The organism is Pseudomonas sp. LB3P14, assembly GCF_054898045.1.
This window is the reverse complement of record NZ_CM142714.1, coordinates 3354956-3379236: the sequence shown is the minus strand read 5'-3', so window position 1 is coordinate 3379236 and position 24281 is coordinate 3354956. Positions and strand designations below refer to the sequence as shown.

The window sequence follows — 24281 nt, the reverse complement described above, 5'->3', positions numbered from 1 at the left end:
TTCTCTTAAATTTCCCGCGGTGGCTCACGTCACATCGTTGAACTGTCGACGATTAACGTGAGCCCCACCCATGTCCAATCTGAATGACCTGACTGCCCTGGCCTTGCCGACAGGAAGCCGTCTTGTAGCCGATGAAACCGAAAGCCGCCTGTGTCTCAGCCTTGAAGGGCAGCCGCTGATCGAATTGCGCCTGACCCGTGAGCCCGAGTTGCAGGTGCAGGTCGAGGCACGCTTCGACCGCCCTGACGGTCAGGCATTCTGGGCAGCCTGTTATTGGCTGTTTGCCCGTGACCCGGGCTGTCAGCGCCTGATCTGGCAACTCGATGTAGCCCCCACCGATGCATTGCTCAGCGGGTTGCTGATCCCCACCGAACTCGTCGGCCAGTATCGCTGTGAGCGAACACTGTTCTGGCAATTGCCTCAGCCTTGGCTGGGTGTGTCGCTGACATCGAGTTATCCACAGCAAATGATCATCAGTGGCGGCAAGCGTCATCCGCTGCGCCCGATGAAACCGCGCGGTGAAGTCTATCGGCGTTTTGATGCGCGCCTCGGTGCCTGGATTTCCCTGCGCACGGTGGAGATCGACCTGGACCTGGCGCGTTTCAATCGTTGGCAGAACAGCCCGCGGATCGCGAGCTTCTGGCAGGAGGAGGGCAGCCTCGAGCAGCATCGCGAGTACCTGAGCAAACTTGAGGCCGACCCCCACTCCTTGACGCTGATCGGTTGTTTCGATGATCAGCCGTTCGCCTACTTTGAAGCCTATTGGGCCAAGGAAGATCGCATCGCGCCGTTCTATGACGTCGGCGATTACGACCGCGGTATTCATATGCTGGTGGGTGAAGAAAATCACCGTGGCCCGCACAAGGTGGCGAGCTGGTTATCGGCGCTGACGCATTACCTGTTTCTCGACGATCCACGCACCCAGCGGGTGGTCGCCGAGCCTCGCGCCGACAACGCGAAGATGATCGGGCATATGCAGAACCAGGGTTTCCACTGCGAGAAAGCGTTCGACTTCCCGCACAAGCGCGCGGCGTTGATGGTGTTGGGGCGTGAGCGGTTTTTTGATCGGTGTGTGTTGGCTTGATGCATAAAGCTCAAGGTCTGCATCGACCTTAAGTCAGTCTTCGCGGGCAAGCCTCGCTCCTACAGAATTTATGGTTGGATCACGGGTTGCGATTCACCAAAAAACCTGTAGGAGCGAGGCTTGCCCGCGAAGATTTTAGCGGCGGGCAAAGGTATCCACACGACTGCCCGACACCTTGCGGCAGTGCACCAGCGCATCACGAATCATGAAGTTCACCAGGGTCGGCGAGACGCCAAGCTCCTTGGCGATGTCCTTTTGCGGCACGCCGTGCAGGCGATACATCTCGAAGGCGTAGCGGGTGCGGCTGGGCAACTCGGTCAGCGCATCGGCAATGTTTTCCAGGGTCGAGAAGTTGATGTGCGAGGTTTCCGGCGAAGCGCCTTGAATCACCACGTTCAGGCCTTCCTCTTCAGGGCCCGAATACTTCTGCTCCAGCGCCTGTTTACGGTAGTGATCGATCGCCAGGTTGCGCACAATCTGGAACAGGTAGCTGAGCTGAGCCTTGAACGAGGACGTGATCTGCGGCGCTGATTGCAGCCGGAAGAACGCATCCTGCACCACGTCTTCCGCACGCGACCGGCAGCCGGTAATGCGGGCTGCAATCTTGACCAGAATCAGTCGATTGTCGACGAATGCCTGAAGTAGCGGTGAATCGCACCTGCTTGTGGACACTTGTTCCGTCATGGAAATCACCTTGCTGCCAATAGGTTAGTGGGACGGCAAGCCGGGGCTCAGCCGTCCAACACATCGAGCGACAAATTATGTTGAATGATAATGATTGTCAATTGAGAAAGAGAATTAATGCTCCGCAAAGGTGCAAAGTGAGAACTGCGGCACGCTGACGCGTCCGGCCCTGTTGGGGTCCACGCCTTCCGACTAATTATTTCAAGACGTCAACCGTTCTCATTGGTGAATGGTTCCGGGTAGCGGCTGCGGCCAAAACAGCATTCCCAAGCCTCGCGCGGTCGGCGAAGACCGCGTCCTGCACGCCCTCGAAGGGGCGTGACGTCAGAAAACCGATTTCACTTGCAAGCCGAATTCAGGCAGGAAACCTCATGACCGACGCGTTCGAACTCCCCAGCACACTGGTCCAAGCCCTTCAGCGCCGAGCGGCCCTGACGCCGGACCGGGTGGCCTTGCGTTTTCTCGCCGAAACCCAGGATCAGGCTGTGGTGCTCAGTTATCGCGAGCTGGATCAGCGGGCGCGGACCATTGCTGGCGCGTTGCAGGTCGAGGCTACGTTTGGCGATCGTGCGGTGCTGTTGTTTCCCAGTGGCCCGGATTACGTCGCGGCGTTCTTCGGCTGCCTGTACGCCGGTGTGATCGCGGTGCCGGCCTATCCGCCGGAGTCGGCTCGTCGTCATCATCAGGAGCGTCTGCTGTCGATCATTAGTGATGCCGAACCGCGTCTACTGCTGACGAGCGCCGGTCTGCGCGATGCGTTGCTGCAAATCGACGGTGCGCCGCCGTTGCTGTGTGTCGATACGCTCGACAGTGCATTGGCCGAACGTTGGGTAGCGCCGAACCTTGTAGACGACCACATCGCGTTCCTGCAATACACCTCCGGCTCCACCGCGTTGCCTAAAGGTGTGCAAGTCAGCCACGGCAACCTGGTGGCCAATGAACTGCTGATTCGCCACGGCTTCGGCATTGATCTGAATCCTGACGACGTGATCGTCAGTTGGTTGCCGCTGTACCATGACATGGGCCTGATTGGCGGTCTGTTGCAGCCGATTTTCAGCGGCGTGCCTTGCGTGTTGATGTCGCCGGCGTATTTCCTCGGCCGGCCGTTGCGCTGGCTGGAAGCGATCAGCGAGTACGGCGGCACCATTAGCGGCGGGCCTGATTTTGCCTATCGGTTGTGCAGTGAGCGGGTCAGTGAATCGGCCCTGGAACGCCTCGACCTGAGTGGCTGGCGCGTGGCGTACTCCGGCTCCGAGCCGATTCGCCTCGATACGCTGGAACGCTTCGCCGAGAAGTTTGCGACCTGCGGTTTCACCCAAGACAGTTTCATGGCGTCCTACGGGTTGGCCGAAGCGACCCTATTCGTGGCCGGCAGCCCTCGGGGTCAGGGCATTGGAAACCTGTGCGTGGACGATAAAGCCCTGGCACAAAACCGTGCGGAGCCAGGCGAGGGCAACCCGATCATGAGTTGCGGCATCAGCCAGCCGGATCACGCGGTGCTGATTGTCGATCCGATTGCGCTCAACGAGCTGGCTGACAACACGGTCGGCGAAGTCTGGGCCGCCGGGCCAAGCATTGCCCACGGCTACTGGCGCAACCCCGAAGCCTCCGCCAAGACGTTCGTTCAGCACGCCGGCCGTACCTGGCTGCGCACCGGCGACCTGGGCTTTATGCGCAACGGTGAACTGTTTATCACTGGGCGCCTGAAAGACATGTTGATCGTGCGTGGTCACAACCTTTATCCACAGGACATCGAGCAAACCATCGAACGCGAAGTGGAGGTGGTGCGCAAAGGGCGGGTCGCCGCTTTCGCCGTCAACATCGAGGGTCAGGAAGGCATCGGCATTGCGGCGGAAATCAGCCGCAGCGTGCAGAAAATCCTCCCGCCCGACGCCCTGATCAAAGCCATCCGCCAAGCCGTGGCCGAGGCGTATCAGGAAGCGCCAAGCGTGGTGGTGCTGCTCAATCCGGGGGCGCTGCCCAAGACATCGAGCGGCAAACTGCAACGCTCGGCATGCCGCAATCGCCTGGCGGACGGCAGCCTCGACAGCTATGCGCTGTTCCCGTCGGCGGACGTCGACAGTCAATCCGCAACTGAATCAGGTTCTGAACTGCAAACCTTGATCGGCCAGATCTGGTGCGAGCAGCTCAGCGTCAAACAGGTCAGCGCCGACGATCACTTCTTCCTGCTGGGCGGCAACTCCATTGCCGCCACTCAGGTAGTCGCACGTCTGCGCGAATCACTCGCTCTGGAGCTGAACCTGCGCTTGTTGTTCGAAGCGCCGACCCTTGGCGCGTTTGCCGTCGCTGTCGCTCAGCAACAACAGGACGGTGGACTCGCCCAGGGCGCGATCACACCGCTGTCGCGCACCGAAGCCATGCCGCAATCGCTGGCGCAAAACCGTCTGTGGATCACCTGGCAACTCGACCCGCAGAGCAGCGCCTACAACATTCCTGGCGCCTTGCGCTTGCGCGGCGAGCTGGATGAACACGCCTTGCGCGCCAGTTTCCAGCAGCTGATCGAGCGTCACGAATCCCTGCGCACGCGGTTCTTCGAGCGCGACGGTGTGGCGCTGCAACAGGTCGATGCAGCGAGCGAGTTCAACCTGCAACTCATCGATATCAGCGACCTGCCAGCTGCCGAGCGTGAAGTCCGTGCGCAGCAAATCCGTGAGGACGAAGCCCGTACTCAATTCGATTTGGAAAAAGGCCCGCTGCTGTGGGTGACCCTGGTGCGCCTCGATGAAGAGGACCATCAACTGTTGGTGACGATGCATCACATCATCGCCGACGGTTGGTCGCTGAACGTGCTGATCGACGAGTTCTCGCGCCTGTACGCCGCAGCGTCCCAAGGACAAATAGCGACGCTCGCGGCACTGCCCACGCAATACGCCGACTACGGCAGCTGGCAGCGCCAATGGCTGGCGCAAGGGGAGGGCGAGCGTCAGCTGGCTTACTGGAAAGCGCAATTGGGCGATGAGCATCCAACCCTGAGCCTGGCCACCGACCATCCGCGCTCGGCGCAACACACTCACAGTGCTGCCCGCCATTGCGTGAAGCTGGGCGCGACCCTGAGCGAAGCCATTCGCCAGACCGCCCAGGCCCATGAATCCACTTCGTTCATGCTGTTGCTCGCGGCGTTCCAGAGCCTGCTGCACCGCTACAGCGGTCAGCGTGACATCCGCATCGGCGTACCCAACGCCAACCGTCCGCGCCTGGAAACCCAAGGGCTGATCGGATTCTTCATCAACACCCAGGTGCTGCGCGCCGAGCTGGATTCGCAGCTGCCATTCGTGGAGCTGCTGGCGCAAACCCGTCAGGTCGCGTTGGGCGCACAAGCGCATCAGGATCTGCCGTTCGAACAATTGCTCGAGGCCTTCCCGCACGCCCGCGAACAAGGTTTGTTCCAGGTCATGTTCAACCACCAGCAACGGGATTTGAGCGCATTGCGTCGACTGCCAGGGTTGTTGGCCGAAGAGCTGCCGTGGCACAGCCGCGAAGCCAAGTTCGACCTGCAATTGCACAGCGAGGAAGACCAAAAGGGTCGCCTGAGCCTGTCCTTCGACTACGCCAGCGAACTGTTCGACGTGGCGACTATCGAGCGTCTGGCCGATCATTTCAGCAACCTGCTGCAAGCCATTTGCGAGCAACCGAAAACCTCGATCGGCGACCTGCAACTGCTGAACCCGTCCGAGCTCGATCAGCAAGCATCATGGAGCGCCGCACCGTGTACGCCGGCCAGTGTGTGGCTGCCCGAATTGCTCAACGAACAAGCGCGTCTGACTCCGGAGCGCACCGCCCTGATGTGGGACGGTGGCGGCATGGACTTCGCCGAACTGCACACCCAATCCAACCGCCTGGCCCATTACCTGCGCGACAAAGGCGTCGGCCCGGATGTCTGCGTGGCCATCGCCGCCGAGCGTTCGCCGCAGTTGCTGATCGGTCTGCTGGCGATCATCAAGGCCGGTGGCGCCTACGTGCCGCTGGACCCGGACTACCCGGCCGAACGTCTGGCCTACATGCTCAACGACAGCGGCGTCGAATTGCTGCTGACCCAAACCGAGCTACTTGACCGCCTGCCGGCCGCCGACGGCGTCAGCGTGATCGCCATGGACGCCTTGCATCTGGAGAGCTGGCCGAGCCAGGCACCGGGCCTGCACTTGCACGGCGACAACCTGGCGTACGTGATTTACACCTCCGGTTCCACCGGCCAGCCGAAGGGCGTCGGCATCACCCACGCAGCCCTCGCCGAGCGGCTGCAATGGATGCAGAACACCTATCGTTTGAACGACACCGACGTGCTGATGCAAAAGGCGCCGATCAGTTTCGACGTGTCGGTGTGGGAGTGCTTCTGGCCGCTGATTACAGGTGCACGCTTGCTGATCGCCGGCCCCGGCGAGCACGGCGACCCGCATCGCATCGCGCAGCTGGTTCAGCAATACGGCGTGACCACGCTGCACTTCGTACCGCCACTGCTTTCGTTGTTCATCGATGAGCCGCTCACCACCGAATGCACCAGCCTGCGTCGGGTGTTCTCCGGTGGCGAAGCCTTGCCCGCCGAACTGCGCAACCGCGTGCTGGAACAACTGCCAGCCGTGCAATTGCACAACCGTTACGGCCCGACCGAGACCGCGATCAACGTCACTCATTGGCACTGCACATCCGCCGATGGCGAACGCTCGCCGATTGGTCGTCCGTTGGGCAATGTGTTGTGCCGCGTGCTCGATGAGGCACTCAATCCCGTTCCGGCCGGTGTGCCGGGCGAGCTGTGCATCAGTGGCATCGGTTTGGCGCGCGGCTATTTGGGTCGTCCGGGCCTGACCGCCGAACGCTTTATTGTCGATCCGCTGGGTGAGCAGGGTGCTCGTTTGTACCGCACCGGTGACCGTGCGCGCTGGACCGCCGACGGTGTGATCGAATACCTCGGCCGTCTCGATCAGCAGGTCAAACTGCGTGGCTTTCGCGTTGAACCGCAAGAAATCGAAGCCCGTCTGCTGGCTCAGGACGGCGTCGCTCAAGCCGTGGTGCTGGTGCGCGAAACAGCGGTTGGCGGACAGTTGATCGGTTATTACACCGCCACTAAAACCAGAGAAACCGAAGACACTCAAACCGCCCGCCTGACAATAGCGCTGGCCGCTGAGTTGCCGGAGTACATGGTCCCGGCGCAGCTGATGCGTCTGGACGAAATGCCCCTGAGCCCCAGTGGCAAACTCGATCGTCGCGCCTTGCCAGAACCGCAATGGCAAGTCCGCGAACATGTCGAACCGGCCACCGCGCTGGAACAACACCTCGCCGGTATCTGGCGAGAAGTATTAGGCCTGGCGCAAATCGGTCTGCGCGACGACTTCTTCGCCCTCGGCGGCCATTCCTTGCTGGCCACGCAAATCATCTCCCGTACCCGTCAGGCCTGCGACGTCGAGTTGCCGCTGCGCACGCTGTTCGAAAACAGTGAGCTGGGCGCGTTTACCGAACAGGTTCAACTGATCCAGGCCAGTGGCAAAACCAATCAGCAGCCGCCGATCGAGAAAGTCGACCGCAGCCAGGCGGTACCGCTGTCTTATTCCCAGCAGCGCATGTGGTTCCTCTGGCAGATGGAACCGGACAGCCCGGCCTACAACGTCGGCGGCATGGCGCGGCTGCGCGGAGTGCTTGATATCGGGCGCTTCGAAGCAGCGCTGCAAGCACTGATCATGCGTCACGAAACCTTGCGCACCACGTTCCCGAGTATCGACGGCGTGGCGCAGCAACGGGTTCACCCGGAAACCGGGATGCGCATGGACTGGAAGGACTTCTCCGCGTTCGACGTTGATCTCCGCGAACAACGCGTCCAGCAACTGGCCGACGACGAGGCACATAAACCCTTCGATCTGGAAACCGGACCCCTGCTGCGCGCCTGCATGGTCAAGACCGCCGAGCACGAACATTACCTGGTGCTGACCCTGCACCACATCGTCACCGAAGGCTGGGCGATGGACATCTTCGCCCGGGAACTGAGCGCGCTCTACGAGGCCTTCGTCGATGACCGCGAATCGCCGCTGCAACCGCTGCCGGTGCACTACCTGGATTACAGCGTCTGGCAGCGTCAGTGGCTGGAGTCCGGCGAACGTCAGCGCCAACTCGATTACTGGACCGCGCAATTGGGGCGTGAACATCCGCTGCTGGAATTGCCCGCCGACCGTCCACGTCCTCCCGTGCAAAGTCATCAGGGCGAACTGTTCCGTTTCGACTTGAGCGATGAACTCGCCGCTCGCGTTCGCGCCTTCAATGCACAAAACGGTCTGACCCTGTTTATGACCATGACCGCCGCGCTGGCTGTGCTGCTTTACCGCTACAGCGGCCAGACCGACCTGCGCATCGGCGCGCCGGTGGCCAACCGGATTCGTCCGGAAAGTGAAGGGCTGATCGGTGCGTTCCTCAACACCCAGGTGCTGCGTTGCCAGCTCGACGGGCAAATGTCCGTGGGTGAGTTGTTCGAGCAGGTTCGCCACACCGTGATCGAAGGCCAGTCCCATCAAGACTTGCCGTTCGATCACTTGGTGGAAGCCTTGCAGCCACCGCGTAGCGCGGCTTACAACCCGCTTTTCCAGGTGATGTGTAACGTTCAGCGCTGGGAATTCCAGCAGAGTCGCACATTGGCCGGCATGACCGTCGAGTACTTGGCCAACGATGCGCGAGCGACCAAGTTCGACCTCAACCTGGAAGTCACCGACCTTGATCATCGCTTGGGCTGCTGCCTGACCTACAGCACCGATCTGTTCGATGAACCACGCATTGCGCGGATGGCCGGGCACTGGCGCAACCTGCTGGAAGCGCTGCTGGCCGATCCGCAACAGCGCCTCAGTGAACTGGCATTGCTGGAAGCCAGCGAACAGCAAAACCTGCTCGACAGCCTCGGCGTCGAGCTGGGCGAACATCGACTCGACCAGTGCATTCATCACCTGTTCAGCGAGCAGGCCCTGGCCCGCAAAGACGCGCCAGCCCTGACGTTCGCCGGACAAACCCTGAGCTACGCCGAACTCGACAGTCGCGCCAATCGCCTGGCCTGGATGCTCCGCGAGCGTGGTGTTGGGCCGCAGGTTCGGGTCGGTCTGGCGCTTGAGCGGTCGCTGGAAATGGTCATCAGCCTGCTGGCGATCCTCAAGGCTGGCGGCGCCTACGTGCCGCTGGACCCGGAATACCCGCTGGATCGTTTGCACTACATGATCGAAGACAGCGGCATCGGTTTGCTGCTCAGCGATGCGGCGATGTTCGAAGCGCTTGGCGAACTGCCGCCAACCGTGGCTCGCGGGTGCCTCGAAGAGGACGCCGCCACACTGGCCAATTACCCGGCCACCGAACTGCCGTTTATCAGCCTGCCACAACATCAGGCGTACCTGATTTACACCTCGGGCTCTACCGGCAAACCAAAAGGCGTGGTGGTGTCCCACGGTGAAATCGCCATGCACTGCCGCGCCGTGATCGAGCGCTTCGGCATGCGCCCGGACGACTGCGAGCTGCATTTCTATTCAATCAACTTCGACGCCGCGACCGAGCGTTTGCTGGTGCCGTTGTTGAGTGGTGCTCAAGTCGTTCTGCGCGCTCAAGGCCAGTGGGACGCGGAAGAAATCTGCGGGCTGATTCGCAGCCACAACATCAACATCCTCGGCTTCACGCCGAGTTACGGCAGCCAGTTGGCGCAATGGCTGGCGACTCAGGGCGAGACGTTACCGGTGCGGATGTGCATCACCGGTGGCGAAGCCCTGACCGGTGAACACCTGGCGCGAATTCGCGCAGCGTTCAAACCGAGCCTGTTTTTCAACGCCTATGGCCCGACCGAAACCGTGGTCATGCCGCTGGCCAGTCTGGCGCCCGAGCAACTGGCAGAAGGTCTGGGCAGTGTGCCGATCGGCAGCGTGATCGGCGCTCGCGTGGCGTACATTCTCGATACCGATCTGGCGTTGGTCCCGCAAGGCGCGACGGGCGAGTTGTACGTCGGCGGCGCCGGTCTGGCGCAGGGTTATCACCAGCGTCCGGGCATGACGGCGGAACGTTTTGTAGCTGATCCGTTCGCCGCCAATGGCGGGCGTCTGTACCGCACCGGCGATCTGGTGCGCCAGCGCGCCGATGGTCTGGTGGAGTACCTCGGGCGCATTGACCATCAAGTGAAAATTCGTGGATTCCGCATCGAACTGGGCGAGATCGAAACCCGTCTGCTGGAGCATGAATCTGTGCGTGAGGCCGTGGTTTTGGCCCTCGATGCACCGAGCGGAAAACAACTCGTCGGCTATCTGGTGACCGACGTTGCCGGGCAGGACGAAACTCAACAAGCCTCACTGCGCGAAGCCCTGAAAAATCACCTCAAATCCCAGTTGCCGGACTACATGGTGCCGACGCACCTGATCCTGCTGGCCAGCATGCCGCTGACCGCCAACGGCAAACTCGACCGCCGCGCACTGCCGGCGCCGGACCCGGAGCTGAACCGTCAGCATTACGTGGCGCCTAGCAATGAGCTTGAACTGACGCTGGCCGCGATCTGGTGCGAAGTGCTGAATGTCGAAAAAGTCGGCCTCAACGACAACTTCTTCGAACTGGGCGGTGACTCGATTCTGTCGATTCAGATGGTCAGCCGTGCGCGGCAGCAGGGCATTCATTTCAGCCCGCGTGACCTGTTCCAGCACCAGACTGTACAGACCCTGGCCGCCGTGGCGACCCGTACGGAGCAGGTCACGGCCGAGCAAGGTTTGCTGACCGGCGAATCACGTTTAACGCCGATCCAGCACTGGTTCTTCGACACAGATATCCCCCAGCGCCAACACTGGAACCAGGCATTGCTGCTGGAGCCGACCGTGGCGCTGGAGCCCCATCGCCTCGAACAAGCATTGCTGGCGGTGACCGAACAGCACGACGCCTTGCGTTTGCGTTTCACCGAAGTCGCAGGTCAATGGCAGGCCGAGCACCAAGCGATTTCCGATGCGCCGGTGCTGTGGCAAGTGCGTGTTTCGACCATGGACAAATGCGCGGCACTGTTCGCCGATGCCCAGCGCAGCCTCGACCTAGAAGAAGGGCCGTTGATGCGGGCGCTGCTGGTCGACGGTCCCGAGGGCCAACAACGGCTGTTTATTGCCATTCACCACCTGGTGATGGACGGCGTTTCGTGGCGAGTGCTGCTGGACGACCTGCAAACGGTGTATCGCCAACTGGATGCGGGGCAGTCGACAAAACTGCCGGCGAAAACCAGTGCCTTCAAGGACTGGGCCGCACGCTTGCAGGCGTATGCCGGCAGCGAATCCCTGCGTGAGGAACTGAGCGGGTGGCAGTCGCAACTGGCCGGTGAAAGCGTCGAATTGCCGTGTGATCGACCCGAGGGTGGCCGGCAGAGTTGTCATGCACAAACCGTCAGCGTGCGCCTCGACAGCGAGCGCACCCGACAATTGTTGCAGCAAGCGCCGAGTGCCTATCGCACTCAGGTCAACGACTTGCTGTTGACTGCATTGGCCCGCGTGTTGTGCCGCTGGAGCGGTCACGCGTCGGCGTTGGTTCAACTCGAAGGCCACGGCCGTGAAGCGCTGTTCGACGAAATCGACCTGACGCGCACCGTCGGCTGGTTCACCAGCGCTTACCCGCTGCGGCTGACGCCAGTGGATGGGCAGGGCGACTCGATCAAGGCGATCAAGGAGCAACTGCGTGCGGTGCCGCACAAAGGTCTGGGTTATGGCGTGTTGCGTTATCTGGCCGATGACCTGTGCCGTCAGAGCATGGCGGCCTTGCCGGTGGCGCCGATCACCTTCAATTACCTCGGTCAGTTCGACCAGAGCTTCGGCGCGGACGCCTTGTTCCTGCCTCTCGATGAAGCGGTCGGCGCGGCCCATGATCCTCGCGCGCCGCTGCCCAATGAGCTGAGCGTCGACAGTCAGGTCTATGGCGGTGAGCTGGTGTTGCGTTGGACCTTCAGCGCCGAACGCCACACTGTGCAGACCATCACTGAACTGGCAGACGCTTACCTCGGCGAATTGCAGAGCCTGATCGAGCATTGCCTGGGCGACGATGCGGGCGGCCTGACACCGTCGGACTTCCCGTTGGCGAAACTGACCCAACCGCAACTCGATGCGCTGCCCATCCCGGCCGTCGCCATCGAGGACGTCTACCCGTTGACACCGATGCAGGAAGGCATGCTGCTGCACACCTTGCTGGAACCGGGCACTGGCCTCTACTACATGCAGGATCGCTACCGCATCAACAGCGAGCTCGACCCGCAGCGTTTCGCCCAAGCATGGCAAGCGGTGATCGCGCGTCACGAAGCCCTGCGCGCGTCGTTCTGCTGGAACGTCGGCGAAGACATGCTGCAAATTATCCACAAGCCGGGCAGCACGCCGATCGAGTATCTGGACTGGACCGCAATCGCCGAAGCCGAGCAGGAGCCGACGTTGCAGGCACTGCTCAAAAGCGAGCGCGAGGCCGGGTTCGATCTGCTCAACCAGGCACCGTTCCACCTGCGTTTGATCCGGGTGGGCGCAGCGCGTTACTGGTTCATGATGAGCAACCACCACATCCTGATCGATGCCTGGTGCCGTTCACTGCTGATGAACGATTTCTTCGAAATCTACACCGCACTGGGCGAAGGTCGAGATCCACAGCTGGCCGTGCCACCGCGCTATCGCGACTACATTGGCTGGCTGCAACGCCAGAGCCTCGCCGAGGCGCGGCAATGGTGGAAAACCAACCTGCAAGGTTTCGAGCGCACCACGCCGATTCCGAGCGACCGGCCGTTCCTGCGTGAACATGCCGGTGAAAGCGGCGGCATGATCGTCGGCGACCGCTACACAAGGCTGGATGCCCGTGACGGTGCGCAACTGCGCGAACTGGCCCAGGCGCATCAACTGACCATCAACACCTTCGCTCAAGCGGCTTGGGCGCTGGTGCTGCGACGTTTGAGCGGCGATCGCGACGTGCTGTTCGGCGTCACGGTGGCCGGGCGTCCGGTGGAAATGCCAGAGATGCAGCGCACCGTCGGGCTGTTCATCAACAGCATCGCGCTGCGGGTGAAAATGCCCGAAGACGATCAGCGTTGCAGCGTTCGTCAATGGCTCAGTGGCCTGCTCGACAGCAACATGCAGCTGCGCGAGTACGAATACCTGCCGCTGGTGAGCATTCAGGAAAACAGCGAACTGCCCAAGGGCCAGCCGTTGTTTGACAGCCTGTTCGTGTTCGAAAACGCCCCGGTGGAAGTCTCGGTGCTGGACCGTGCGCAGAGCCTCAACGCGACGTCGGATTCGGGCCGAACCCACACCAACTTCCCGCTGACGGCGGTCTGCTATCCGGGCGATGACCTGGGCTTGCACCTGTCTTACGACCAGCGTTATTTCGATGAATCGACCGTCGAACGCATGCTCGGCGAGTTCAAGCGGTTGCTGCTGGCGCTGGTCGAAGGTTTCCACGGCGACATGGCCGATCTGCCGCTGCTGGGTGCCGAAGAACAGGACTTCCTGATCCACGGCTGCAACCAGAGCGAACACGATTACCCGCTGGAGCAAAGCTACGTCGCTTTGTTCGAAGCGCAAGTCGCTCAGCATCCGCAACGGATCGCCGCGAGTTGCCTGGATCAGCGGCACAGCTACGTTGAGCTGAATAAACGCAGTAACCGTCTCGGCCATGCGCTGATTGCGGCCGGTGTCGGGCTGGATCAACCGGTGGCGTTGCTGGCCGAACGTAACCTCGATCTGCTGGGCATGATCATCGGCAGCTTCAAGTCGGGCGCCGGTTACTTGCCACTGGACCCGGGCCTGCCGAGTCAGCGTCTGAGCCGGATCATCGACTTGAGCCGTACGCCGTTACTGGTTTGCACCCAAGCCTGCCGCGAGCAGGCCGTCGCGCTGCTGGAAGAATTCGGTTGTGCCAGTCGACCACACTTGCTGGTCTGGGAAGACGTGCAAGCGAGCGATGCATCGGTGCAAAACCCGGGCATCTACAGCGCTCCGGATAATTTGGCCTACGTGATCTACACCTCGGGCTCCACCGGTCTGCCGAAGGGTGTGATGGTCGAGCAGCGCGGCATGCTCAACAACCAGTTGAGCAAGGTGCCGTACCTGAATTTGAGCGCCGCCGATGTGATCGCTCAGACCGCCTCGCAAAGCTTCGACATTTCGGTCTGGCAGTTCCTCGCCGCACCGCTATTCGGCGCTCGGGTGGACATCGTGCCGAACACCATCGCCCATGATCCGCAAGGGTTGCTGGCGCATGTGTCGGCCCAGGGCATCACCGTGCTGGAAGGCGTGCCATCGCTGATTCAGAGCATGCTCGCCCAGGAACGCATGAGCCTCGACGGCCTGCGCTGGATGCTGCCGACCGGCGAAGCGATGCCGCCGGAGCTGGCGCACCAATGGCTGCTGCGTTACCCGGATATCGGGCTGGTGAATGCCTACGGTCCGGCGGAATGTTCGGATGACGTGGCGTTCTTTCGCGTTGACATGGCATCGACTCGTGGCAGTTATTTGCCGATCGGCACGCCGACCGACAACAACCGTTTGTACCTGCTCGACGGCGCGCTGGAACTGGTGCCACTGGGTGCGGTGGGCGAATTGTGCGTCGCCGGTACTGGCGTCGGCCGTGGCTACGTCAGCGATCCGCTGCGCACCGCTCAAGTGTTTGTGCCGAACCCGTTTGGCGCGCCCGGTGATCGTTTGTATCGCACCGGTGATCTGGCCCGTCGTCGCAGTGACGGCGTGCTGGAATACGTCGGGCGTATCGACCATCAAGTGAAGATCCGCGGCTACCGCATCGAACTGGGCGAAATCGAGGCGCGTCTGCATGAGCAGCCGCAAGTCCGCGAAGCGGCGGTGGGTGTGCAGGAAGGGGTCAACGGCAAGCATCTGGTCGGCTATTTGGTAGCGGCTGATTCTTTGATCAATCCAACCGAGCGACTGGAGCGCATCAAGCAACGCCTGCGCGCAGAACTGCCGGAATACATGGTGCCGCTGCATTGGTTGTGGCTCGACCGGATGCCGCTGAATGCCAACGGCAAACTGGATCGCAAGGCCTTGCCGGCGCCGGAAATCGGCCAGTTGCAGAGCCAGGACTATCAGGCACCGCGCAATGAGTTGGAGCAGACGCTGGCTAGTATCTGGGCGGAGGTGCTGAAGGTCGAGAAGGTGGGGGGGCGTGACAATTTTTTCGAGCTGGGCGGGCATTCATTGCTGGCGACGCAAATTGCTTCGCGGGTGCAGAAAGCCCTGCAACGTGATGTGCCGCTGCGAGCGATGTTCGAATGTAGCACGGTGGAGGAGTTGGCTGAATACATCGATGGGCTGGCGGCGAGCGACATCACCGAGGAGAAGGTGGATCGTCTGAATGATCTGATGGCGGAGTTGGAGGGGCTTTAAACATCAAAAGATCGCAGGCTTCGCCAGCTCCTACACAGGCTAGGCGTACACCTGTAGGAGCTGCCGCAGGCTGCGATCTTTTGATCTTCAATCCGGTTGACTGCCGAGCACATGCGGCTCAGGCTGCTTGTGCTTTTTTGGGTGGATCGCAATTCACAAAGGAGACAGTCAATGCCCTTCGTAACGGTTGATGGACAACCCCTTCACTACATTGATCAAGGCACTGGCCCAGCCGTTCTGCTGGCCGGCAGTTATCTGTGGGACCAGGCCATGTGGGCGCCGCAAATTGCCGCGTTGTCGCAACACTACCGGGTAATTGCTCTGGACTTATGGGGCCACGGTGAATCCGGGCCACTACCCCAAGGCACGAATTCGCTGGATGACATCGCACGTCAGGCACTGGCGTTGCTCGATCATCTGGACATCGACCGTGTCACGCTGGTCGGTCTCTCGGTCGGTGGCATGTGGGGCGTGCGTCTGGCGCTGTCGGCGCCGCAGCGGATCAACGGTCTGGTGCTGATGGACACCTTCGTCGGGGTCGAACCCGAACCGACTCGCCAATACTATTTCTCGCTGTTCAAACAGATCGAAGACACCGGCGTGATTGCGCCGCAGCTACTCGATATTGTGGTGCCGATCTTCTTCCGTCCGGGCATCGATCCGCAGTCGGCGCTGTATCAGGATTTCCGCGCCAAACTGGCTGCATTGCCGCCTGAACGGCTGCGCGAGAGCATTGTGCCGATGGGTCGGATTACGTTTGGGCGTGATGATCTGTTGCCGCGACTGGGCGAGTTGAATCCTGAAACCACGCTGGTGATGTGTGGCGATCAGGACAAACCGCGGCCGCCATCGGAGACGAGGGAGATGGCCGAGTTGATCGGTTGCCCATCGGTGCTGGTGCCGGAGGCGGGGCATATCTCTAATCTGGAGAATCCGGAGTTCGTCACCGAGGCGTTGTTGAAGTTTCTGGCAAAACTCAAGTAAAGATCGTTCCCACGCTCTGCGTGGGAATGCATCCTGTGGCGCTCTGCGCCACGATCTGAAGCGGACGCGGAGCGTCCGGGGCGGCATTCCCACGCAGAGCGTGGGAACGATCAATGGGGCCGGTGAGGTCACTTCGGCCCGAGAATCTGCACCAATTTATCCGGCGAAGGCGCGCCTTGCTGCTGTTGCAACTCGCCCTTGTCGTCCGTGTAGAAAATCGCCGGGGTGGCCTGCAGCTCCAGGTCTTCCATCAGCTGCATGTTCGCCGCCAGTTTCGCCTGAATCGCCGGAGGTACGTCTTTCAGGGCTTTTAGCGAACTGTCCTTACCGGATTTCTCGTGGTCTTCCAGCGCTTTCTGCGGATCCTTGGCGGCCAGCAGCGCAGCCGATTTGCCCGGGCTGTCTTCTCGAATGATGCCGACCATAATGTGCCGCAGCTGCACCTTGCCAGCCTTGACCCATGGCCGCGCCTGCTCCCAGAACATGTTGCAGTAAGGGCAATTCGGATCGCTGAACAGGTACACGATCCGCGGCGCATCTTTCTTCCCGTCACCGATCCAGTTGCTGGCTTCCATTTTGCCCCAGACTTCCTTGGCCATCGGTGCGTAAACCAGCTTCTGCAGCGGCGCGCTGCTCAGGTCGTTGCCGTCGGCGTCGTACAGATTACCGAGCAGCACATGCTTGCCATCGGGAGTCAGGTAAAGCGCGATGCCACGGCTCTGGTACTGCGCCGCATAACCACGCAGACCGTCGGGTGCGTCGAATTGGCCGACGATTTTCGCGCCCTTGGCTTCGATTTTCTTGATCGCTTCGGGCAGCTCTTCAGCCTGTACCGACGGCAAGTGCAGCAGGGCGGCGCCCAGGGTCAATGTCAGCAGGTGGCGGAGGCGGGACATGGCAGTTTCCTTGAAGAGGTGGCCGGTGCGGCAGGATTCGGGGTGTCGAAGTTTTCCAGGGCGCGGGCCAGGCTGGCTTCCGACAGCTCGCCCAAGTGGCTGCCCAGCAGGCGACCGTCGGGGTTGTAGAACAGCGTAGTCGGCAACGCCATGGAGCCGACGGCCTGGCCCAATCGGCCACTGCCATCAAACAACACGTTGGACAGGCTCAAGCCCTGGGTTTCCAGAAAGGTACTGACGCTTTGCATGCTTTCAGCCTGGTTGACGAACAGGAACGTCAGGTCCGGGCGGTGTTGCTGGGCGTTTTCCAGCACCGGCATTTCCCGACGACACGGCGGACACCAGGTGGCCCAGAGATTGATCACCAACGGGCCGCCCTTGTAGTCGGCCAATTGCACGGTTTCACCGGCGGCATTGCGCAGGGCAATTTCCGGCAGGCGCGTGCCTTGTTCGTAAATCGTCAGGGAGAACGTCGCCAGCAGCCAGAACGCCAGGCCGCTGGCCACGCCAAAGCCCAATGGACGGCGTAAACCCGGGCGACGCCAGCCTCGATACAACGCGGCGAGCAGCAGCACGATCACACCGGGCCAGGCGAGGAAACCGCCGTCGCGCAGGTCGATGATCTGCCACAGATCGTTGCGGTACTGCGCCCAGTAGGCGATCACGAAGCTGATCCGGGCGGCCAGCATGCCCAGCAGGAACAGGCTGAACAGCACCGACTCCGGGTTTTCGCCGCCGCGCTTGGCCACCCGCCAGCCGACGAAGGTCGCCAGCGCCAGGGCACTGATCAGCAGCAGGTGATTAAGCGCGATGGCAAAAGTGCCGAGGGTAAAGGTCAGCATTAACGGGCGTCTCGGGTGGTGGTCCAGCGTTGCAGGAAAGTATCGGCATCGACCTCACCGGTGATGCGCTGGCTGCGACGCTCGATGCCGTCGGCACCGATCCACAGCAGGCTCGGTGGCCCCGGCACTTTATAACGGCCGAGCAGTTCGCGGCTGGCGGCATTGTCGGCGGTGACGTCCAGGCGTAGCAAGCGCACATCGCTCAAGGCTTCCAGTACGTGGGGTTTGCCGAATACCTGTTTTTCCATGACCTTGCACGACACGCACCAGTCGGCGTAGTAGTCCAGCAGCACCCACTGGCCTTGAGCCCGTGCCGCGTCCAGTTCCCGTTGCAGTTCGGCGGGGTCCTTGAGGGTGGTGAAGGCGTCGTGGCCGACAGGGGTTGCCGCACGGCTCGAGTTTGAAGTGCTGTAGACCTTTAACGGCTTGAACAGATCGTCACTGCCACCGGCGGCACCCACCAGCAGCAGGCTGCCCCACAAACCCAGTAACAAAGAGCTGGCCCCGAACACATGAGCGGTCCGTCCGAAACCGTCGGATTGGCGCCAGGCGCTGTAGGCCGCGAGCACCAGCAAGGCGCCGCACAAGCCGACCCACAGGGATTCATCCAGCACCGGGCGCAGCATCAGCAGGGCAGTGGCGAGGAACAGGAAGCCGAACACACCTTTGAGCAGGTTCATCCAGGCGCCGGGTTTGGGCACAAAGCGATTGCCGACGGTCACCAGCAACAGCAGCGGCACACCGATGCCGATGCCCATGGCGAACAGAATCAACCCGCCATGCAGCGCGTTGCCGCTTTGCGCGATGTAAAGCAAGGCGCCCGCCAGTGGGGCGGTCATGCACGGGCCCACCAGCAAACCGGACAAGGCACCCAACACACCGGCGCCGAACAGATTGCCGCCGCGCTGATTGCGCGAGACATTTTCCAATCGATCACGCACCGCCACCGGCAGTTGCAACTCGAAGAAACCGAACATCGGCAACGCCAGCAACACAAACACAGTCGCGAAACTGCCCAGCAACCAAGGGTTCTGCAACAACGCCTGCAGATTCGCCCCGAGCAGCGCGGCCAGAACGCCCATCGCCGCATACACCAGCGCCATGCTCACGACGTAGCTGGTCGCCAAGGCGAAACCGCGCTTGGGCGTGGCGCCACTGCCGACGATCAAACCGGCCAGAATCGGCAGCATCGGCAACGAGCAAGGCGTGAAGGCCAGCAACAGCCCCAGACCAAAGAACACCAGCAAGCTCCAGCCCAGCGCCTGTTGTTGCAGGTCGCTGGCCAAGGCTTGATCTGGCGCTTCGTTTGCCGCAGCGGTAGTCGATCTACCGCCCAGATCCACGACCTGAGTGTGCGGCGGATAACACAAACCGGCATCGGCACACCCCTGGAAGCCCACCTTGATCTGACCCGTGGCGCCTGCCGGGATCTTCAGTTCCAGGCCTTGGCGATAGACCTGCTGTTCGCCGAAGAACTCATCGCTGTGCGCTTCGCCGTCAGGCAATACAGGCTTGTGTTCCGCGGGCAAGCCATCGAACTTCAGGCGTTGCTGGTAGAGGTAATAACCGTCGGCGATTTGCCAATAGAGCTGAGTTTCACCGGAATCGAGGCGTTCGGAGGTGAAGATGAACGCCTTGCCGAGGGGAAGAAAGTCGGGTTTGGTCGCGAACGGATCAGTCCCTGCCTGGGCCAAACCCGAGATCAGTAGAACAAAGAATAGAAACAGTTGACGCATGGGTAAGCCTTATCCCTGTGCAAGTGGAATGCACAATGGGTGGCGGCGATTAACCGATGATTAACCGTAACAACCTTGTGGCAATGGCCCTTGCGGCATAATGTGCGCTTAATCGGCCAACTGCCTAATGACCTTTTTTCTACGGGGCTCCCCATGCATGTACTGGTTTGCGAAGACGATGAGCTGATCGCCAGCGGCATTGTCGCGGGCCTCACCGCTCAGGGCCTGACGGTAGAGCACGTCGCTACCGCGTCGTCTGCCCGGGCGATGCTCAAAGTGGCGGAATTCGATGTGATGGTGCTCGATCTCGGCCTTCCCGATGAAGACGGCCTGAAACTGTTACAGCAGTTGCGTCACAGTGGCCTGGAGATTCCGGTGCTGATTCTGACGGCGCGGGACTCGGTGACGGATCGCGTCGATGGCTTGCAAGCGGGCGCCGACGATTACTTGCTCAAGCCCTTCGACCTGCGTGAACTCGCCGCGCGTCTGCATACGTTGTTGCGACGGGTGGCGGGGCGCAGTGTCAACCTGATCGAGCACGGTCGGTTGACCTACGACCCGAGCAGCCGCGAAACCCTGCTTGGCGGCCAGCCGGTGGACCTTTCCCGTCGCGAGCAGTCGCTGTTGCAGGCCTTGCTGCATAACCGGGGCCGGGTGTTGTCCACCGAGCAGTTGAAAGACAGCGTTTATGGTTTTAACGATGAGCTGGAAAGCAACGCTCTCAATGTGCATATCCATCACCTGCGGCGCAAACTCGGCAATGGCATTGTCGAGACGGTGCGCGGCCTGGGCTATCGCCTGGGGCCGGCCGATGGCGCAGAGGAATTGAAAAAGTGATGAGCCTGCGTTTGCGTCTGAGCCTGACACTCGGCGCCGCTTTTGCGCTGATCTGGGCCCTGGCTGCGGCCTGGATGCTCAGCGACCTGCGCAACCAAATGATGTTTTCCCTCGACCAGCGGCTGGTGGCGTCGGCACGCATGGTTGCCGGCCTGATGGAGCAAATGCCGGCGTTGCCAAGCAAGGGCGAGGGCACCCATTTCAGTGCTGAACAACTGAACATCCCCGGCGGCATGGCCTGTCAGGTCAGTTCGTTGCGTGGCGAAATCCTCGCCCGCAGTCACACCGATCCGCAACAAACCCTGGAAGCCGAGAAAATGGGCTTTCACGACCAGATGATCGATGGTGCACCGTGGCGTAGTTTTACTCTGGCGCGCGGCGATCTGCGCATCACCACCGCTGATCGGCAGATCGAGCGTGAGGCGCTGAATATGTCGATCCTGCTGGCGGCGTCGGTGCCGGTGGGCGTGGCCTTGCTCGGTTGCCTGTGCCTGCTCTGGCTGGGTATCGGCCAAGGGCTGGCGCCACTCAACCGCATGCGCGATGCCTTGATGCGCCGCAGTGCCGACTCCCTGGAACCGCTGCAGATCCAGCCGCTGCCCAGCGAACTGCAACCGTTGCTGGACACCCAGAATCAGTTGTTCCAACGGATCGGCAAGACCATCGAACGGGAACGCCGTCTGACCGGTGACGCCGCCCACGAATTACGCAGCCCGCTGACGGCGATCAAGACCCACCTGCAAGTGGCGCGCATGACCGACGGCGCGGCCCGGGATCAATCCCTGGCCCGGGCCGAAGAGGGCGCCGATCGCCTGCACCGGACCCTTGAACAATTGCTGCTGCTGGCGCGGGTCGAGGGCAGTCTGTCGTTCGATGACGGTGTGCAATGCAGCGCCGAGCAGGTGGCGAAACTGGCGATTCAGGACGCCGCCAGCGGTGATCGTCAGCGGATCAAATTTCAGGTGCCGCCGAAGATCTCTCACGCCCCGGTGCAAATGCCCGCCGTGCTGTCGATTGCCGCGCTGCGCAACCTGTTGGACAACGCGCTGCGCCATACCCCGGGCGACGGCGCGGTGGAGTTGAGTCTGGTAACCACCGGCAACCGTGTGCAGTTTATGGTTCGCGACCATGGGCCCGGCATTGCCGAAGATGATCTGCAACACCTGACCCAACGCTTCTGGCGCAACGGCCAAAGCACCGGCTGCGGTCTCGGTCTGGCGATTGTCCAGGCGATTGTCCAGCGTTGCGGTTGTACGTTGCATTTCGACAGCCGGCCGGATGGGTTGCGGGTTGAGTTGACCATGCCTTTGCAGCCGAGTTAACGGACCACACAATCTACCTTGTGGGAGCGAGCCTGCTCGCGAAAGCGGCGGCACATCCAGCATTGATGTGCCTGAAACGCCGCCTTCGCGAGCAGGCTCGCTCCCACAGGGGGCTTATGTTGCACATCAAATGTAACGTCTCTCCATTGGCATTCGAGCCGTCACCAGCGCTATCGTCCCCGGCAGCTTTGACTCAATGGATTGAGGTAACAGCGCCATGGATGCACCCCTACACATCTGCAAGGCAACCCCCGCCGACGCCGGCATCATCAGCCGGATCGTCGAGCGCTCCATTCGCGTGGGTTGCGCGCTCGACCATCGCAACGATCCGCTGACCGTCGCCACCTGGACCCACAACAAAACCATCGAACACGTGCAGCCCTGGCTGACCGACCAGCGGTTGTACCTGAACATCGCCCTGTTGCAGGACAAACCGGTCGGCGTGGCCATGGCCGCGATCAGCGGCAAGGTCGCGTTCTGTTACGTGCAGCCGGAATGGTTTCGTCGCGGGGCCGGGCAAGCACTGGTGCACGACCTCGAAGGCTGGTTGACCGATCAGGGTTTGCGCCAGGCACGACTCAACAGCACCCGTACCAGTGAAGCGTTTTACCGTCATCTGGGTTACCAGCCTTGCGCTGAAACCTTCGCGGTGGCTGGGCTCCATGCCATTCCCATGCGCAAAGCGCTGACACCCCCTTCATAGAAAGCTGATCGAGGGTCTAAATCCTCGGTGCCCTGAAGCGTTTCCAGAACAGGAAAACCTTATTGAGGGGTCGAGAGATGTCAGTCGCTACCAGCCTTATGGAAGATCAGTCGGCCCGGATCACTCCGGCGCCGACCGAGACGCTTTATCAGTTCCACGAATCGCCGTTACTGGCCCGTCAAAACCAGCAGGAATCGAATGCCCGCAGCTATCCGCGACGCATTCCCCTGGCCCTCAAACGTGCCAAGGGTATTTATGTCGAAGACGTCGAAGGCCGCCGTTTCATCGACTGTCTGGCCGGCGCCGGGACCCTGGCCCTGGGGCACAACCATTCGGTGGTGATCGAAGCGATCCAGCAAGTGCTGACCGATGAGCTGCCCCTGCACACTCTCGACCTGACGACCCCGGTCAAGGATCAGTTCGTTCAGGACCTGTTCGGTTTGCTGCCGCCGGCATTGGCCGCTGAAGCCAAGATCCAGTTCTGCGGCCCGACCGGCACCGACGCGGTGGAAGCCGCGCTGAAACTGGTGCGCACCGCCACCGGACGCAGCACCGTGCTGTCGTTCCAGGGCGGTTATCACGGCATGAGCCAGGGCGCGCTGAGTCTGATGGGCAGCCTGGGGCCGAAAAAGCCCTTGGGCTCCTTGCTCAGCAGTGGCGTGCAGTTCATGCCGTATCCCTACGATTACCGCTGCCCGTTCGGGCTCGGCGGCGCGCAAGGCGTGCAGGTCAATCTGAATTACCTGGAAAACCTGCTGAATGATCCCGAGGCGGGTGTGCAATTGCCGGCGGCAGTGATCGTCGAAGCAGTGCAGGGCGAGGGCGGGGTGATCCCGGCCGATCTCGACTGGTTGCGCGGCCTGCGGCGGATTACCGAAAAGGCCGGCGTGGCGCTGATCGTCGATGAAATCCAGAGCGGTTTTGCCCGCACCGGCAAGATGTTCGCCTTCGAACACGCCGGGATCATTCCGGACGTGGTGGTCATGTCAAAAGCCATCGGCGGTAGTTTGCCGCTAGCCGTGGTGGTCTATCGTGACTGGCTCGACACCTGGCTGCCGGGCGCCCATGCCGGGACTTTCCGCGGCAATCAGATGGCCATGGCCGCAGGTTCTGCGGTGATGCGTTACCTGACCGAACACAAGGTCTGCGAGCACGCCGCTGCCATGGGCGAACGCTTGAGCGAACACCTGCGCATCCTGCAACGGGACTTCCCGCAACTGGGTGACATTCGGGGTCGCGGCTTGATGCTTGGCATTGAACTGGTCGATCCGACGGGTGCGCCGGATGCATTGGGTCATCCACCGATTTTCGGTCGTCTGGCGCCACTGGTGCAGCGTGAATGCCTCAAGCGCGGCTTGATTCTTGAACTGGGCGGCCGTCATGGCGGCGTGGTGCGCTTCCTGCCGCCGCTGGTGATCACTGCGGCGGAAATCGATCGGGTGGCCGAGATTTTCGGCAGGGCCATGGCCGCTGCCATCGCCAGCCTCTAAATTTTTCAGCCTCTGGCACGTTCCTTCTACATAACGGCTGCGCACGCAGTGCAGCCCACCCTACAGCGATGGAGAAACACCATGACTTCAGTATTCGACCGCGAGGACATCCTCTTTCAGGTCGTGGTCAACCACGAAGAGCAATACTCGATCTGGCCCGACTACAAAGCCGTGCCTGCAGGCTGGCGTACCGTAGGCAAGAGCGGCCTGAAAAAGGAATGCCTGGCCTACATCGAAGAAACCTGGACTGACATGCGTCCTCTGAGCCTGCGTCAGAAAATGGAAGAACAGGCGGCGGTGGCTCACTAAGTCACCGCGCAAAAAGAAGCCCGCTGAACCGATATCGGT

The 24281-nt window shown here is 61.5% G+C and carries 12 protein-coding genes; 8 read left to right on the top strand and 4 right to left on the bottom strand.

The genetic code is table 11. From position 1 onward, the window contains the following. The first annotated feature begins 70 nt into the window (after positions 1-70). On the top strand, positions 71-1084 hold the full coding sequence (locus tag ACYZT5_RS15635; protein WP_462051885.1) for a GNAT family N-acetyltransferase: 1014 nt from the start codon (positions 71-73) through the stop codon (positions 1082-1084). A gap of 135 nt (positions 1085-1219) precedes the next feature. Here ACYZT5_RS15635 and ACYZT5_RS15630 read toward each other — a convergent pair whose 3' ends face one another. Then, entirely contained in the window at positions 1220-1768 is a 549-nt protein-coding gene (locus ACYZT5_RS15630) for an RNA polymerase factor sigma-70 (protein ID WP_033059180.1), read from the bottom strand. Between the two features lie 371 nt (positions 1769-2139). On the opposite strand from ACYZT5_RS15630, the gene ACYZT5_RS15625 reads away from it, so the two are divergent. Continuing rightward, the gene (locus tag ACYZT5_RS15625; RefSeq protein ID WP_462051884.1) at positions 2140-15123 is read left to right on the top strand and encodes a non-ribosomal peptide synthetase; all 12984 of its coding nucleotides are present in this window, start codon (positions 2140-2142) and stop codon (positions 15121-15123) included. A gap of 171 nt (positions 15124-15294) precedes the next feature. Next, on the top strand, positions 15295-16107 hold the full coding sequence (locus ACYZT5_RS15620) for an alpha/beta fold hydrolase (RefSeq protein ID WP_462051883.1): 813 nt from the start codon (positions 15295-15297) through the stop codon (positions 16105-16107). Positions 16108-16235: 128 nt separating this feature from the next. Here ACYZT5_RS15620 and dsbG read toward each other — a convergent pair whose 3' ends face one another. The 3 genes from dsbG to dsbD are packed head-to-tail and all read right to left on the bottom strand — an operon-like array spanning position 16236 to position 19581. Continuing rightward, positions 16236-17003, bottom strand: coding sequence for a thiol:disulfide interchange protein DsbG (dsbG, locus tag ACYZT5_RS15615; protein WP_462051882.1), 768 nt, complete (start codon positions 17001-17003; stop codon positions 16236-16238). After that, on the bottom strand, positions 16979-17845 hold the full coding sequence (locus tag ACYZT5_RS15610) for a TlpA family protein disulfide reductase (RefSeq protein WP_462051881.1): 867 nt from the start codon (positions 17843-17845) through the stop codon (positions 16979-16981). The genes dsbG and ACYZT5_RS15610 overlap by 25 nt, the downstream gene beginning before the upstream one ends. Next, positions 17845-19581, bottom strand: coding sequence for a protein-disulfide reductase DsbD (gene dsbD, locus ACYZT5_RS15605; RefSeq protein WP_462051880.1), 1737 nt, complete (start codon positions 19579-19581; stop codon positions 17845-17847). The genes ACYZT5_RS15610 and dsbD overlap by 1 nt, the downstream gene beginning before the upstream one ends. Positions 19582-19734: 153 nt before the next feature. Between dsbD and ACYZT5_RS15600 the strand changes: the two genes are divergently transcribed. The 5 genes from ACYZT5_RS15600 (at position 19735) to ACYZT5_RS15580 (ending at position 24242) form a co-directional block, all read left to right on the top strand. Continuing rightward, on the top strand, positions 19735-20418 hold the full coding sequence (locus ACYZT5_RS15600) for a response regulator (protein WP_462051879.1): 684 nt from the start codon (positions 19735-19737) through the stop codon (positions 20416-20418). Then, positions 20415-21740 carry an ATP-binding protein gene (locus ACYZT5_RS15595; protein WP_462051878.1) on the top strand — a complete coding sequence of 442 codons (1326 nt, stop codon included), beginning with the start codon at positions 20415-20417 and terminating at the stop codon, positions 21738-21740. The genes ACYZT5_RS15600 and ACYZT5_RS15595 overlap by 4 nt, the downstream gene beginning before the upstream one ends. Before the next feature lie 217 nt (positions 21741-21957). Further along, on the top strand, positions 21958-22443 hold the full coding sequence (locus ACYZT5_RS15590; RefSeq protein WP_462051877.1) for a GNAT family N-acetyltransferase: 486 nt from the start codon (positions 21958-21960) through the stop codon (positions 22441-22443). 77 nt (positions 22444-22520) lie between these two features. Further along, positions 22521-23933, top strand: coding sequence for a diaminobutyrate--2-oxoglutarate transaminase (locus ACYZT5_RS15585; protein WP_462051876.1), 1413 nt, complete (start codon positions 22521-22523; stop codon positions 23931-23933). 81 nt (positions 23934-24014) lie between these two features. Then, a complete protein-coding gene (locus tag ACYZT5_RS15580; protein ID WP_008152757.1) occupies positions 24015-24242 on the top strand; it encodes an MbtH family protein in 228 nt (75 codons plus the stop codon). The last annotated feature ends 39 nt before the right edge of the window (positions 24243-24281 follow it).